3 protein-coding genes are annotated in these 17,421 nt (G+C 59.7%); 2 read left to right on the forward strand and 1 reads right to left on the reverse strand.

Annotation, left to right across the window (positions count from 1 at the left end; genetic code table 11):
- The coding region (locus tag CYR52_RS19480) for an Ig-like domain-containing protein (RefSeq protein WP_101829246.1) at positions 1 to 13,998 on the forward strand (13,998 nt) is incomplete at its 5' end.
- Between the two features lie 54 nt (positions 13,999 to 14,052).
- Positions 14,053 to 16,203 (forward strand): ATP-binding cassette domain-containing protein, encoded by a 2,151-nt coding sequence (locus tag CYR52_RS19485; RefSeq protein WP_101829247.1) that lies wholly within the window; start codon positions 14,053 to 14,055, stop codon positions 16,201 to 16,203.
- A 49-nt stretch (positions 16,204 to 16,252) separates the two neighbouring features.
- Here CYR52_RS19485 and CYR52_RS19490 read toward each other — a convergent pair whose 3' ends face one another.
- A complete protein-coding gene (locus CYR52_RS19490; RefSeq protein ID WP_101829248.1) occupies positions 16,253 to 17,161 on the reverse strand; it encodes a dihydrodipicolinate synthase family protein in 909 nt (302 codons plus the stop codon).
- Positions 17,162 to 17,421: the final 260 nt, after the last annotated feature.

The following is a 17,421-nucleotide window of genomic DNA, read 5'->3' on the forward strand; positions in this document are numbered from 1 at the left end:
GCTTCAGACAGCGGCGCAGACTCGGCCGACAACATTACCAACGTGAAGACGCCGACGTTTACCCTGAGCAATATCGATGCCGACGCGGTAACGGTCGAGGTGCTGATCAACGGCACGGTTTATCCCGCTACAAAAACCGGGGAAACCTGGAGTTTCACCGCGCCGGAACTGGCGGATGGCGAGCACGCAGTGCAGGTGAGCGTCACCGATGATGCGGGCAACACCGCGATTTCAACATCCACAGCGGTACTGATTGATACCGCCATCAGCGCACCGGTGGTGACGTTAAGCGATGACACCGGCGTAGCTGGTGACAACCAGACCAATGACACCACGCCGGGCTTTGCGATTACCACCGACAGCGATGTGGTGACCGTGATGGTCAGCATCGACGGCGGCACACCGCAGGCCGCGACCCAGGATGCAGCAGGGCAGTGGCACTTTGTCACGCCTTCCACCCTCAGTGATGGCGAGCATAATCTCGTCGTGACTGTGACCGACAACGCCGGTAACAGCCTCAGCGGCGAGGCGTTTGCCTTTACCGTCGATACCACGGTGAATATCCCAACCATCGATTTGAATGACGCTTCAGACAGCGGCGCAGACTCGGCCGACAACATCACCAATGTGAAGATCCCAACCTTCACGCTCAACAACGTTGATGCCGATGCGGTAACGGTGGAAGTGCTGATCAACGGCACCGCGTACCCGGCCAGGCTGGAGGGCGGCGTCTGGCGCTTTACCGCACCGGAGCTGGCGGACGGCGAGTATGCGGTGCAAGTAAATGTCACCGATGATGCCGGTAATACCGCGACCTCAGCGGCGCTGAATATCACCGTCGATACCACCATTAATGCCCCAGTCGTCACATTAAGTGATGACAGCGGCGTACAGGGTGACAACCAGACTAATGACACCACGCCGGGCTTTGCGATCGCAACTGATGCGGATGTGGTTACCGTGATGGTCAGCATCGATAGCGGTGCACCGCAGGCGGCAGTGCAGGATGCGGCGGGGCAGTGGCACTTTGTCACGCCTTCCACCCTCGCTGACGGCGAGCATAATCTCGTCGTGACCGTGACCGACAACGCCGGTAACAGCCTCAGCGGTGAGGCGTTCGCCTTTACCGTGGATACCACCGTCACTACCCCAGCGATCGATCTGGATGACGCCTCAGACACCGGCGCGAACGCGGCGGATAATATTACCCATGACACCACGCCGACCTTCACGCTCAACAACGTTGATGCCGATGCGGTGACGGTCGGGGTACTGATCAACGGCATCACCTACGCAGCGACGCAGGAGGGCGGCGTCTGGCGCTTTACCGCGCCGGAACTCACAGACGGCGAGCACGCAGTGCAGGTTATTGTCACGGATGATGCCGGTAACAGCGCGATCTCCACCTCGACGGCGGTGCTGATCGATACCGCCATCAACGCGCCGGTCATCACGCTGCTCGATGACAGCGGCGTGCCGGGCGACAACCAGACCAATGACACCACGCCGGGCTTCGCCATCGCCACTGACAGCGATGTGGTGATGGTGATGGTCAGCATCGACGGCACTGCGCCGCAGGCGGCCGTACAAGACGCCGCGGGCCAGTGGCACTTTGCCGTGCCTTCGGCGCTCTCAGATGGCGAGCATAATCTGGTGGTCACCGTCACTGACAACGCCGGTAACAGCATCAGCGGCGAGGCGTTTGCCTTTACCGTCGATACTACCGTCAATATTCCGGTGATTGACCTGAATGACGCTTCAGACAGCGGCGCAGACTCGGCCGACAACATTACCAACGTGAAGACGCCGACGTTTACCCTGAGCAATATCGACGCCGATGCGGTGACGGTCGGGGTGCTGATCGACGGCACCCTTTACCCGGCAACCCTTGAGGGCGGCGTCTGGCGCTTTACCGCGCCGGAACTCACAGACGGCGAGCACGCGGTGCAGGTCATTGTCACCGATGATGCGGGTAACACCGCAACCTCAGCCGCGCTGACGATCACTGTGGATACGGCGATTACTGCGCCGGTGATTACCCTGAGTGATGACACTGGTGTCGCCGGTGATAACCAGACCAATGACACCACGCCGGGCTTCGCGATTACCACTGACAGCGACGTGGTGACCGTAATGGTCAGCATCGACGGCGGCGCACCGCAGGCCGCGACCCAGGATGCGGCGGGGCAGTGGCACTTTGTCACGCCTTCGGCACTCAGTGACGGCGAGCATTCCCTGATCGTGACGGTCACGGATGTGGCCGGTAACAGCATCAGCGCTGAGGCATTCGCCTTTACCGTGGATACCACCGTCACGCTTCCGGTGATTGACCTGGTGGAGGCGTCCGACAGCGGCGCAGAGAACAGCGATAACATCACCAATGTGAAAACGCCGTCGTTTACCCTGGGCAATATCGACGCCGATGCGGTAACAGTGGAAGTGCTGATCAACGGCACGGTTTATCCCGCTACAAAAACCGGGGAAACCTGGAGCTTCACCGCGCCAGAACTGGCCGACGGCGAGTATGCGGTGCAGGTGAACGTCACTGACGACGCGGGCAATACCGCGACCTCATCGGCGCTGAATGTGACGATCGATACCACCGTCAACGCGCCGGTGGTGACGTTAAGTGATGACACCGGTGTCGCCGGTGATAACCAGACCAACGATGCGATGCCGGGCTTCGCCATCGTCACTGACACCGATGTGGTGACGGTGATGGTGAGCGTGGACGGCACCGCCGCACAGGCCGCGGTGAAGGATGCGGCGGGCCAGTGGCACTTTGCCGTGCCTTCCGCCCTCAATGACGGCGAACACAGCCTGGTGGTGACCGTGACCGACAACGCCGGTAACAGCACCCGCGGTGATGCGTTCGCCTTTACCGTGGATACCACGCTGAGCATACCGACGCTCGATCTTGATGAGGCGTCAGACAGCGGCGCCGCGTCGGCCGACAACATCACCAACGTCAACAATCCGGCGTTTACCCTGGGCAATATCGACGCGGATGCCGTGAAGGTCGAGATGCTGATCAACGGCACGGCGTACCCGGTGATGAAGACGGGTGACACCTGGCACTTTACCGCGCCGGAACTCGCCGATGGTGACTACGCCGTGCAGGTGCGCGTAACCGACGACGCGGGCAACGTCGCGACCTCGGCGGCGCTGAACGTGACTGTCGATACGGTGACGAACGCGCCGGTCATCACGCTGATGGATGACTCCGGCGTAGTGGGCGATAACCAGACCAGCGATACCACACCGGGCTTCGCCATCATCACCGATACCGATGTGGTGACGGTGATGGTGAGTGTGGACGGCGGCGCGGCGCAGGCCGCGGTGCAGGATGCGGCGGGCCGGTGGACGTTTGCCGTGCCGTCGGCGCTCACTGACGGGGAGCACACCCTGGACGTGACCGTCACGGACAAGGCGGGCAACAGCACCCAGGGCGCGGCTTATACCTTTACCCTCGATACCTCGGTCAGCGTACCGGCCATTGACCTGAACGAGGCGTCAGACAGCGGCGCGGCGAACAGCGATAACATCACCAATGTGAAAACGCCGTCGTTTACCCTGAGCAATATCGACGCCGATGCAGTCACGGTCGAGGTGCTGATCAACGGCACTGCCTACCCGGCGACGCGCGAGGGCGGTGTCTGGCGCTTTACCGCACCGGAACTCACCGATGGCGATTATGCCGTGCAGGTACGCGTGACGGATGACGCGGGCAACACCGCGACGTCGGGCGAACTGACCTTTACGGTGGATACGGAGGTTGCCCCGGTCACGCTGGCGCTGGTGGCCGAATCAGACACCGGCAGCAGCGTCACTGACGGCGTTACCCGTGATACCACACCGGCCTTCACCTTTGGCCAGTTGCCGGAGGATGCGGCCGGCCTGACACTGGTGCTGAGCAATGGCGCCGAGTATGAGATCGACCTGAGTGCGGGGCGCGCCTTCACGCTGCCGGCCGCCCTTGAGGACGGCACCTATACGGCGACCGCGATCATCACTGACATCGCGGGCAACACCGCCACCAGCACCCTGGGTTTTACGGTCGATACCCAGCTGACCGTGCCGGTGATTGAGCTGGCGCAGAGTTCAGACAGTGGGATGAGCGCGCACGATAATGTCACGCGTGACACTACCCCGGCGTTTGTCCTGAGCAACCTCGATGCGGACGTGGTCAAGGCCGAGGTGCTGATCAACGGCATCGCGTACCCGGCCACGAAGGCCGGTGACAGCTGGCACTTTACCGCGCCGGCGCTGGTGGACGGCGACTACACCGTCCAGGTCCGGGTCAGCGATGTGGCGGGCAATACCGCCGATTCTGCGCCGCTGAGTGTGACCATCGATACGGTCACCCATGAACCGGTGATCACGCTGAGTGATGACTCCGGTGTCGCCGGTGACAACCAGACCAACGACAAAACCCCGGGCTTCGCGATTGCCACTGATGCCGACGTGGTGACGGTGATGGTCAGCGTAGACGGCGGTGTGCCGCAGGCGGCCGTGCGTGATGCGGCGGGCCAGTGGCACTTCACCGTGCCTGCTGAACTGGTGGATGGCCAGCATAAGGTGACGGCCACCGTCACCGATCTGGCGGGCAATACCCACCATCAGTCGCTGGACTTCACGGTGGACAGCACCCTGTCACTGCCGACCCTGGCCCTGAACAGCCAGGATGACACCGGGATCAGCAACAGCGACAGCCTGACCAATAACACCCAGCCTGCCTTCCGCATCGGCAACCTGGATGCGGATGTGGCAGCGATCACCCTGACGGTGGACGGCAAAACCTGGCCGGTGCCGGTCTCCCAGGGCACGGCAACCTTCACCCTGCCGGAAAGCCTGGCTGACGGCACCTATACCGTACAGGTCACGGTGACGGACGATGCGGGCAACGCGCGCATCGTGACCCTGCCGCTGGAGATTGACACCCAGACCCGCGTTGACGGCATCGTGCTCAATGATGACACCGGCACCCTTAACGACTGGATGACCAACACCACCGGGCCGCAGTTCACCATTACCGCCCCGGACGATGCACAGGCTGTCATGGTATCCGTGGATGGCGGCGAGGCGATTCAGGCTGTCTATGGTGAGCAGGGCTGGGTGATTGATCTGCCGCAGGGGCTGGCGGAGGGGGAACACACCCTGACGGTAACCGTCACGGATAATGCCGGGAACACCGCCACCCAGGATCAGGCCTTTACGGTGGATACCACGCTGGCACCGCTGGTGGTCGATATGCTGAGCCAGGATGATTCCGGCGTCGCAGACGACAATATCACCAACGAGACGATGCCGCGCTTCGCCCTGACCGGCGTGCCGGAGGATGTGCTGAGCGTGTTTGTCACCCTGAACGGCGTCAGCTACCCGGTGACGGCACAGTCTGACGGCAGTTGGATCTTTACCCCGCCGGCGGGCCTGGCGGACGGCAATTACCAATTGCTGGCCGTGGTGAATGACCAGGCCGGCAACCAGCGCACCACCGCCTTTGACTTCGTGATTGACACCTCGGTGTCTGTGGACCTCATCACGTTGCAGAACGATACGGGCATTTCCGCGGTGGACAACATTACCCATGCGGAGCAGCCGAAATTCAGGGTGACCACGTCAGACGATGTGGTGTCGATGACGGCCACCCTTAACGGTATGGCGTGCAGCGTCACGAAAACGGCAGACGGCGAATGGTCTGTGACCTCGCCGGTATTGAGCACCTCTGGCGACTATACGCTGGTGGTGCAGGTGACGGATGTCGCAGGCAACGCCTCAACCGCCTCGACAGTGATCACGTTCGACAACCAGTTGTCCCAACCGGTGGTCGCCTTCGCACCGGGGGATGACACCGGGGCCGACGCCGCCGACCACCTTACCGGCAAGAACCGCCCTGGGTTTGTTATCAGTAATATTGATGATGACGTCGTCAATATGACGATTATGCTGGACGGCAAAACCGTGCAGGTCAAACAGGATGGCACAGGCAACTGGGTGTTCACCCCTGATCAGCCATTGAGTGACGGCAGCTACACGATGGTGGTGAATGTCACCGACCGGGCCGGCAATACCCACAGCCAGGATTTCACCTTTGTGGTCGATACCACCGTGTCGAAGCCGGTTATCACCCTGGTGGCGCAGTCTGACACCGGTGACAGCCAGACCGACCGCCTGACAAATGACACGAAGCCGCAATTCAGCTTCAGCAATATTGACCCGGATGTGTACACCTTCCAGGTGGTGCTGAACGGCATCACCTATGACGTCGCGAAAAATGCGCAGGGTGAATGGCAGTGGACGGCGCCGGAGCTGGCGGCAGGCAGCTATACGTTAACGGCGATCGTCACCGATAAAGCCGGCAACCTGAGCACCGAGTCCCTGCGCTTTGAGATCGATACCCTCGTCCAGATTGAGGGCGTGGAGATGTCTGAGGATACCGGCTATTCCGGCAGCGACCACCTGACCTCTGATACCCGCCCGGCGTTTACCGTCCGGGTGGCGGACGACGTTTCCCACGTCTATGCCTCGCTGGATGGCGGGGCGCGGGTGTCCTTGACTAAACATAATGGGAAATGGGTCTTTAACTGCCCGGAAGCCCTGCCGGACGGCGCGCACTCCCTTGCCATTGAGGTCAACGATAAGGCGGGGAACAGCGCGACCCAGCATCTTGATTTTGTCGTGGACACGACCCTGGCACCGGTGACCGTTGATCTGCGTGATCCGGATGATTCCGGCATCAGCGAGGTGGATAACTACACCCGCACCACTCAGCCGATGTTTGTGTTTACCGGCATTCCTGCGGATGCACACAGCCTGACCGTGCGCCTGGGCGGCCAGACCTATACGGTGAACCTCTCGTCAACGCCGGTGAGCTTTACGCCGCCGGCGGCGTTGCAGGACGGTGCCTATACGCTGGAAGTGCAAGTCACGGACAAAGCGGGCAATGTCAAAGACTCGGCCATCGCGTTCACCATTGATACGCAAACCGCCGTCAGTGTCGATTTTGCCGTCGGGGATGATACCGGGCGCTCAGACAGTGATAACTGCACCACCCAAAATATGCCGACCTTCAACATTACCGTGCCGGAGGATGTGGTCACCGTGATGCTGGTGCTCGACAACGGCGCACAAACGCCGGTAGTGAAGGATGCGACCGGCAAGTGGCAATTTACCGCGCCGGCGCTCGCGGATGGCCACCATACTCTGGTGGTGTCCGTTACCGACAAAGCCGGGAATACCGCCCAGACCTCGCTGGACTTCACGGTGGATACCACCCTGAACATTCCGCAGATTGCGCTGGCGGACGATACCGGTTACCTGAACAACGACAACCTGATCAACGACGCCACCCCCAAATTCACCATCAGCAATGTGGAGAGCGACGTATGGTCAGTGACGGTGCTGCTGAACGGGAAGTCCTACCAGGCAGAGAAAGTGAACGGCGGATGGGCGTGCCAGATCCCGGATACTGACGCCCTGGAGGACGGGCAGCATACCGCCACCGTCAGGATTGAGGATCAGGCCGGCAATACCCGGTTCAATACCCTTGATTTCATTGTCGATACCCAGTGCCCGCCACCGGAGGTCAGCCTGCGGGAGATGGACAACAGCGGGGATGCCGGTGACAACGTCACGAATGTGACGCAGCCGCGCATCATCATCAACAACGTGCCGGACGATATTTACCAGGTCAGCGTGTCATTGGGCGGCAAAACCTGGCAGGCAGACCCGCAGGCAGGTTACTGGGATATTCCCGATGCGCTGGAGGACGGCACCCACGCAATCGTGGTGTCCTATACCGATAAAGCCGGGAACAGCAGCAGCACCACCTACAGTTTTGTGGTGGACACCCAGGTGCTTTCACCGGGCCTGGCGCTGCTGGACGATACCGGCAGCAATGTGACCGATAACCTGACCTGCGTCACGGCACCGAGGTTTGAGATAACCGCCGCGGAGACGCTGGTGGCGGTGAACGCGACGTTGAATGGCGTCACTACGGCGGTAACACCCGAAGACGGGCGCTGGATCTTTACGGCGGAAACCCTGGCCGACGGCAGCTATACCCTTCAGGTTGAGCTGATCGACATCGCGGGTAACCGGTCGGTTGAGGTGCTGACGTTCACAGTGGATACGCAGATCCCGGTGCCGGTTATCGACATGCAGGACGCGAGTGACAGCGGCATGTCAGCCACAGATAACATCACCAATCAGCCGCAACCCCTCTTCGTTATCAGTAACGTCCCGGAGGATGTGGATTCGGTCAGGGTTGAGATTAACGGCACCAGCTACCAGGCAACCTTTGACGGCGTGCAATGGACAGTCCAGCCAAACAGCCTGCCGGACGGTGAACACACCGCCACCGTCACGGTAAGGGACAAGGCGGGAAACCAGGCAGAAAGCAGCGTCTCGTTAGTGGTCGATACCCAAATTCTCCTCTCGGTGGAGATGGAAACAGCCTCAGACAGCGGCGTATCGCAAACCGACCAGCTGACCAACGACACCACCCCAGGTTTCCACGGGAAAACCGACAGCAATGCGCATCTGGTCATGACCATAAAAGATGTGAACGGCCTGGTCGTGCAGACGGTAGAACAGGATGCCGATGGGGAGGGGAACTGGGCCTTTACGGCGGCCGGACTGGTTGACGGCCCTTACACCCTCAACGTGATGGCCACAGATGTCGCGGGCAACAGCATTGAGCAAAATGTCCGCTTTACCATCGACACCAAAACCGAGGCACCGACGGTGGGGCTGGCACAGTCAGAGCCGGATAACTCCCATGAGGCGCTGAACCTGGCACCGGAATTCAAAGGGACGGCGGAACCGGGTGCGACGCTGACGATCAGAATTGACGGCAATGTGGTGGCCAGTATCACGGCCTCCTCAAGCGGTGCCTGGGCCTGGACGCCGCCGGGTTCGCTGCTTTCCGGTGACCATGTGATTGCGGTCACGGCCACCGACCGGGCGGGGAATACCTCACCGGAGACCTCGTTCGGCTTCATTATCCCGGTGATTGACCTGGATCCGCCGACCATCACGCTGACCAGCGATACCGACAGCGGCGCGCTGGGTGACTTTATCACCAACAGTGTGAAACCGACCCTCACCGGGATCACCCTGCCGGGTGTCACCGTCACCATTTATGTGAATAACGTGGCGGCAGGCCAGGTGCAGAGTGACTCCACCGGCCGTTACACCTTTGCGCTGCCGGTGCTGGAGGAGGGCACCTATAACGTCCAGGCGGCGATCATTGACCCGAACACGTTGCAGGAGCTGCGTTCAGACGGCAGCCAACTGGTGGTGGATACACACGTTGCAGCGCTGGACTGGGCGATGTCAGGGGCGAAAGAGGGTTATGTCAATGACAGTACGCCCACCCTGACTGGCTCGACGGAGCCGGGCGCGCAGATAAAAATCTTCGTGGATGGCCAGTATGTGATTGAAACCCATACCTCCAGCGAGGGGAGCTGGACGGTCACCTTACCGGCGATCACCGGCGAAGGCGAACACCGGATCCACTTCGAGATCACGGATCTCGCCGGGAATACGGTCACGACGCCGGCGGAAACCTTCATCCTGGATACCTATATCTCCACGCTGACGATAAACCTGGATGATGCGGATGATACCGGGCGCAGCACCACTGACCTGATCACCAATAAAACCCAGGTTCAGTTGGAAGGGATAGCCGAGGCCGGGTCGACCCTGACCCTCTCGCGTGCTGACGGGACGTTCGTGGCAGACGTTATGGTCGCGGAAGACGGCACCTGGCATTACACCGTTGATCTGAAAGAGGGGGCCAATGGGTTTATTGCCCTGGCGGAGGATAAAGCCGGTAACAAAACCCAAAAAGACCTGGTTATCCAGTGCGATACGCAAAACAGCCTCTCGGACGTGGCGCTGGCCCGCAGCAGTAACAGCGGCGATGCCTACGACCTGGTGACGAACGATACCAGCCCGACCCTGTCGGCCATGACCGATCCGGGCGCGTCAGTGGATATCTATATCGACGACGTGAAAGTGGCGACCGTGATGGCGGATGCCTCCGGCGCGGTCAGCTATACCCTGCCGGAAAGCGTTGACGGCAGTTACGCGGTGCGGTTCGAGTCCACGGACATGGCGGGGAACACCGCCACCAGCGCCACGTCAGTGGTGGTGATTGACAGTGCGGTGGTGGGCTTTGATATGGCGGCACCGCCTGAGCTGAGCAATAAGCAGTCGATTAAACTCACCGGGACCGGCGAGGCCAACGCGACGGTGACGGTGAAAGTCAACGGCGAGATCATCGGGTCGGCCACGGTCGATGCGGACGGCAACTGGAGTATGCCGGTCGGGCTGGGCAAAGACGGGGAGTACGTCATTTCCGCCACCATGACCGACATCGCAGGCAATCAGGCCTCCACGCAGGATTACCACCTCACGCTGGACACGGTGACCAACTACCCGACGCTGAAACTCGATGAGGAGAGCAACTCCGCCTCGAAAAGTGACAACATTACCCGGGACAACACGCCGCGCTTCCACGGCACGGCGGAAGCCGGGGCGACGGTCAGCATCCTGGTGGATGAAGTGGTGGTCGCGATAGTCACCGCCGATGCGAACGGCCTCTGGGCCTGGGAACCGGCCGAGCCGATGAAGGATGGGGAGTACTCCCTGCGCGTGACGGCGGAAGACCAGGCCGGAAACACGGCGGATTCCGCCCGCATTCTGGTGACCATCGATACCGCCACCGCTATCCAGATTAACGGCATGGACAGCGACAACGGCCTGTTCAGTAACGACAGCGTGACATCCAGCGCCCGGCCGAGATTTGATATCACCGGCGAGAAAGGGCAGTCGGTGACGGTTTACATTGACGGTAAGTATGTTGAAACCTTTACGCTGGCCACTGCCGATGCGAAATATACCGTGCCGGACGTGCTGCCTGACGGTTCACACTCCCTGCGCTTTGAGATAACCGATGCGGCCGGGAACACGGCGGCTTCGAATACCAAAAACTTCGTGATTGATACCGTCAATACCACGCCGATTGAGCTGACGGGCATCAACGGCGAGTCTGTTGAGAGTATCACCCACAACGGCGTGATTTATCTTTCAGACCTGAGCCGCAACGCCACATTGACCGGGCAGGCGGAGGCCGGCAGCAAGATGACGATTCTGGTCAACGGGCTGACCGTCACCGAAGCCTGGGCAAATGCTGACGGCGTCTGGAGTGCGGATATTCCCCAGATGGTGCTGCGTGACGGCGAGATGCATTTCAAATTCATCTCCAGGGACCGGGGCGGGAATGTGAATGAGGCCACAATGACCATTGTGGTGGATACCCGGATCACCACGTTCAGCGTGGATGTTCAGGATAATAAATCGTCGGCCGCGGATAAATGGGCGCTGAGCACCACGACGCCGACCTTCTTCGGGCGCGGTGAGGCGGGGGCCACGGTGACGCTGTTTGTTGCCGGTATGGCGATGGCCTCGGCAGTCGTGGGGCAGGATGGGCTCTGGACAATGACCGTGCCTGAGCTGGCCGACGGCACCTATGCGCTGAGCTTTACCATTGCAGACCCGGCAGGCAACACCCAGACGATCGTGCATAACGCCGTCATTGATACCCAGGGCCCGGCGGCGCCGGTGGTGGATAACTCGCTCTACCTCGATGCCAATGGCCTGTGGGTGATGTCCGGCAAAGGGGAAGCGGGCAGCAGGATCCTGATCAAAAATCAGGACGGGGAGGTTATCGCCAGCGCGGCAGTGGACAAGTACGGCAACTGGAACGCGGTCTTCACCTACCCGGAGGCCGGTAAAGCCAGCGTGCAGGCGGAAGATGCGGCGGGCAACCTCAGCCCGGCGGTGCAGTTCGATATTATGCGCTCAGTGCCGGGCCTGGCGCTGGATACCGCCTCTGACGGCGGGCGGGTGGGGGATAAACTCACCAACGATGCGACACCGACCCTGATCCTGGGGAATATCGAAAGCGATGTCACCCAGGTGGTGGTGACGGTGAACGGCCAGAGTTACCACGCCGCGAAAAATGAGGCCGGCACCTGGACGCTGACCCTGGGCGAGGCGCTGCCTGACGGCACCTGGCCGGTCACCGTCACCGTGACCGATGGCGCAGGCAATACCCAGTCCGCCACGGTGTCGCTGGTCATCGACCAGACGCTCGCCGCCCCGGTGGTGACGCTTGAGGGCGATGCAGAGGGGGATTTCATCACCAGCAAGGCGGCCCCGGTGCTGTTGCTGAGCAACATTGACGCGGATGTGACCAGGGTGGTGGTGACCGTGAATGAGGTCGACTATGAGGTCGTCCAGGCGGACGGCGTATGGCGACTGGCGTTGACGGAACCGCTGGCCGAAGGCAGTTGGCCGGTGACGGTGACGGTGACCGATGCGGCGGGCAACACCGCGACCACCACCACCTCGCTGGTGATTGACCAGTCCACCTCCGCGCCGGGCGTGGCGATTGAAGGGGATGCCGGGGGTGACATGCTTATCAATACAGCAACCCCGACGTTGCTGTTCAGCAACATCGATGCGGACGTGACGCAGGTAGCGGTTACGGTGAATGGGGCAACCTGTTTCGCCACCCAGACCGACGGGGTGTGGCGCCTGACGCTGCCGGAGCCGCTGGGCGAGGGCACCTGGCCGGTGACGGTGACGGTGACCGATGCGGCGGGCAATACTGCCTCCACCGACACCGCGCTGGTGGTTGACCTGTCCGTCAGCGCGCCGGAGGTGGCCCTTGAAGGGGATGCCGAAGGGGATTTCATTACCAACAAGGCGACGCCGACGCTGCTGCTCAGCAACATTGATGCGGATGCCACGCAGGTGGCCGTCACGGAGAATGGGGCGACCTGTTTCGCCACCCAGACCGACGGGGTGTGGCGCCTGACGCTGCCGGAGCCGCTGGCCGAAGGCACCTGGCCGGTGACCGTGACGGTGACGGATGCGGCGGGCAACACCGCCTCCACCACCACCGCGCTGGTGATTGACCAGTCCGTCACTGCGCCGCGGGTGGCGGTTGAAGGGGATGACGGGGGTGACATGCTTATCAACACCGCGACGCCGACGCTGCTGTTTGACAACATTGACGCGGATGTGACGCAGGTAGCGGTCACGGTGAATGGGGCGACCTGTTTCGCCACCCAGGCTGATGGGGGGTGGCGCCTGACGCTGCCGGACGCGCTGGCCGAAGGCACCTGGCCGATAACCGTGACGGTGACGGATGCAGCGGGCAACACCGCCTCCACCGACACCGCGCTGGTGATTGACCAGACCCTGTCACAGCCGGGCGTGAGCGCCGGCGCGGATCCGGACGGTAACCACATCATCAACGACACCACGCCGGGCTTTGTGTTTACCGATGTCGACGCGGATGCCGACAGCGTGACAGTCAGCCTCAACGGCAATGCGTACGATGCCGTGAAAAATGAGCTTGGCGAGTGGACGTTCAGCCCGCTTGAGCCGCTGGCAGACGGCGACTATCATTTGGTGATCACCGCGACTGACAAGGCCGGTAATCAGGCCACCAGTGAGCCTTATGACTTTAGGGTGGATACCCGGATTGAGGCGTTTGATGCGCAGTTAGTGGCCAACCGGGCCGATCAGCCGGATGAGTGGCGCTGTGAAAGCAGCACCCTGGGCCTGCGCGGCCACGGCGAGGCCGGGGCAACAGTCTCTGTCAGTCTCGATGGCGGTGAAGCGGTAACGCGCCTGGTGGATGAAAATGGCCAGTGGTCGGTAGAACTGAATGAGGTGGCCGACGGCACGCACGCCCTGGTGCTGAACATTGTGGATACAGCAGGCAACAGCCAGCGCATTGAACACAGTGTGACGGTAGATACCTCCTCACCCAAATTAATGGCATCGATGCAGGAAGCGCCGGAAGAGAGCGGTCCCGCGTCCGGCGGCCACCCCCATGCTGCTGCCGTAGCGGGCGCAGACATGATGGCCGGTTCAATGGAGATGTCCCACCAGGATGATCAGCACGCTGATTATTAATAACTGATATGCCCCTGCTGTATTTACAGCAGGGGCTTTTTGAGTGATACCCTCATGAGTTCTGAATTCGAACCCTATAATTTACGTCTATCCGGCGCGTTAGCCTATATCGCGCGAAACCACAGTGCCAAAATTGAAATAAGGGAGGGCGACAGTGAAATAAAGCTTGCCGAATATAATAAACATGATGTGGAACATGATGCGCAGATAAAGAACTATTTTTTATCATTGGGCATGTTGGTGTCCACGGTACAGTTTAGCCGGCCAGATGATTTGCTGAATGAAAGTATGCCGCTGTTATTGTTAACGGCTGATATGCAGTGGTTAATTTGTGTTGGTTGTGTTGATAATAAATTAAAACTGGTAAATAACACGAATGATATTTGCCAGGTAGAGGCCGACCCGGACGCGCTGAAAAAAATGTCTGCCTTTACCCTTCAACCCACCAGCGATGTGGCAGAATCGATCCGTATCGGGCAAATTTTAAAGAATGGGCTGAAGAACAATAAGCTTTTTTACTCAAAGTATTTTATCTCCTCGCTGTTTATGGCCATCTTCGCCCTGACCATCCCGGTGTTCAGCAACCTGTACTACGATAAGCTGGTGCCCAGCGCCTCTAACGCCTCGCTGTTCGGCGTGGCAGGGGTGGTTGTGACCTTCCTTATCTTTGAGTTTTTGTTGAGATCGTCGCGGGACATCTACCAGTCAATCGTCTCCCGCCGGGAGGATATCGATATTGATGTCTCGTTTTTTGAGGCACTGTTATACGGGGATAAAAAACATACGTCGCTGTCATCGGCCTTTATCTTATGGACGGAGTTCCAGAAAATAAAGCCGGTCTTATTAAATTCGCTGTTCCAGCGGGTGGCGGATATCCCGTTATTTATTATTTTTATCGTGGTTATCTACATTAACCTGGGCGCCCTGGTGGTGATCCCCATTATCATCATGATTATTTCGCTGCTGTTGGCCTATGCCAATTACCGGTATACCAATATCCTGATGGAGCGGGTGAAAGAGGGGCAAAGTAACCGGAATATGTTCATCACGGAAACCCTGTACGCCTTAAAAATGATCCATACGCTGAATAACCGTAACCTGATGCAGGATTGGGTGAATAATGCGGACCAGCAATCCTGGTTAAGTTTACAAATCCGTAAGGTGAACGTCTATTATCAATCGGCCCTCTCCACGTTGTCGAACCTTAACCAGATTTTACTGATGCTGTTTGCGTTCTTCCTGGTCACCAAAGGCGACATCACCACCGGGGCGATTGTCTCGTCAGTGATTGTCTCCGGGCGGATGTCAGGCATTATTTCGGGTTTCTCTTCCACCTTGCTCTCGGTGTTTACCACCAATAAAACCATCAATGATCTGCTGAAAATGTTTGTCGCGGCGGAGCCTGCCTCCCGCCAGGTGCTGCAATCACTTTCCCAGTGTGAAGGGCACCTTTCCCTGAAAGGGGTGAGTTATCAGTACGATCCGCAATTGCCGGTGGTTATCGAAAACCTGTCGCTGGATATTCCTGCCGGGCAACGGGTCGCGATAATTGGTGAGTGCGGCTCGGGGAAAAGCTCGCTGATGTCATTGCTTTCCGGATTCAGCGCGCCGTTACAGGGCAGCATCATGTATGACGGCTATAACACCCAACAGCTGGCCCAACACTTTTTCTCACGCTTTATCAGCGTCATCACCACCCAGGACGCGTTGTTTACCGGCACCATTGAAAGCAACTTCGCCTTAAAAAGCGGCGAAGATCGCAAGAAAACCGTGCAGGCGCTGAATGTCACCAACTGTGGCTTCGTGCTGCAACACCCGATGGGGTTACGCTATCCCGTCAGTTTTATGGCCAGGAACCTCTCGTCAGGGCAAAACCAGCAACTGCTGCTGGCGCGCAGCCTGAGCAGCGATGCCAGCGTGTTTTTATGGGATGAACCGACATCGTGTCTGGATGAGCAGACCGAGCAGCGTATTTTTGACAACCTGGATCACTTCGTCACAGGGAAAACCCTGTTGATGGTGACGCACCGGCGTTATCTGCTGAAATATTTTGATCGGGTGCTGGTGATGAAAAACGGGAAAATCATCCGGGATTGTACCCCTGATAAACTGCTGGTGCAGGCCACACCGGCAGACACCCAAAAAGCCCAGCCGGTGCGGATAAGCGTGCCGGCCAGGGTGAGCAAACCGGAACCCGGCCAGTAACGCCGACGCGCCCTGCTCAGCGGAAGCAGGGCGCAGCGGTTCAGGCGGCTTACGCCAGCATCCCGCTCAGGCGCAGGACGTTGCGCACCACCTCACGCTTCTCTTCACTCAGCGGTTGCGCCGGTTGCAGGGAGTGCACCGGAATATCCACCCCGACCTGGCGGATCGCCTCTTTCACCACGTTATAGAAAGGCAGATCCAGGCTGTAGAGCTGCGGGATGTGCGACAACCGCTGCTGCAGCGCGATAATGGTCGCAAACTCCTGGGCCTGCCAGGCCCGGTAAATGCCGCAGGTCAGTTCCGGCGCAAAGTTGGCACTGGCCGGGATGCAGCCATCGCCCCCGAGGATCAGGGTGCCGAACAGGTATTCGTCATAACCGGCGAACACTGCAAAGTCCGGCCGCACCGGTTTTACCGCCTGGATGGTTTCGCGCAGGTGGCTGAGGGTATCGACGGTGTCTTTCAGCCCGACAATATTCGGGCAGCGCTCGGCCAGGGTTTTGATCAGGGAAACCGGGATGTTCTGGCCGGTCAGCGCCGGGAAATTGTAGAGCAGGATCGGCAGCGGCGAATCGTCAGCCAGCGTCTGGTAATAGCGGCCGAGGTTCTCTTCAGAGAGCGGGTTGTAATAGGGGTTTACCACCACCACGCCATCCGCGCCGCAGCTGCCGGCATGGGCGATCAGCGCCTGGGTTTCACGCGTGCCGGGGTGCGCCGCGCCAATCAGCACCGGCACCCGGCCATTCACGTGCGCGGTACAAAACTCCGCCACTTCATGCCGTAAGGCGCTGCCCATATGCGCAAACTCCCCGGCGCTGCCGAGGAAAAACACGCCGTTTACGCCGCCTTCAATCACATGGTCAATCAACCGCGCCATGCCGGGGCGGTCGAGTTGTTCATCGGCGGTTAAAATCGTGGGCACCGGGGGAATCACACCGGAAAAGATCGGGGTAGCCATAAGGGATCTCCATGACAAAGGGCGGGCCGCAGGCGGCAGGAATTCGGAACAGCGTTTTAGTTATAAGCGAAGTCGCGCGGAAAACCTGTGTGCTTATTAACATTGCAGCAACTTACGCTAAAAAGTGGCGGCCGGGTCACACCGCCTGAAGCGGGCAACGACTTTCCGACTAATTCGTTACAACATACTTTTAACGGGAACCGCAGCAACAGAAAAGGCGTCTGTCGGGCAGGGGAGCGTAAAGCGGGGGAAGGCGCGCG

It is taken from the genome of Chimaeribacter arupi (assembly GCF_002858805.1).
GTDB lineage: Bacteria > Pseudomonadota > Gammaproteobacteria > Enterobacterales > Enterobacteriaceae > Chimaeribacter > Chimaeribacter arupi.

What these genes read in the sequence shown, in the direction of transcription:
- CYR52_RS19485 (WP_101829247.1), top strand. Translation starts at nt 14,053, where the DNA reads ATGAGTTCTGAATTCGAACCCTATAATTTACGTCTATCCGGCGCGTTA.
- CYR52_RS19490 (WP_101829248.1), bottom strand. Translation starts at nt 17,161, where the DNA reads ATGGCTACCCCGATCTTTTCCGGTGTGATTCCCCCGGTGCCCACGATT.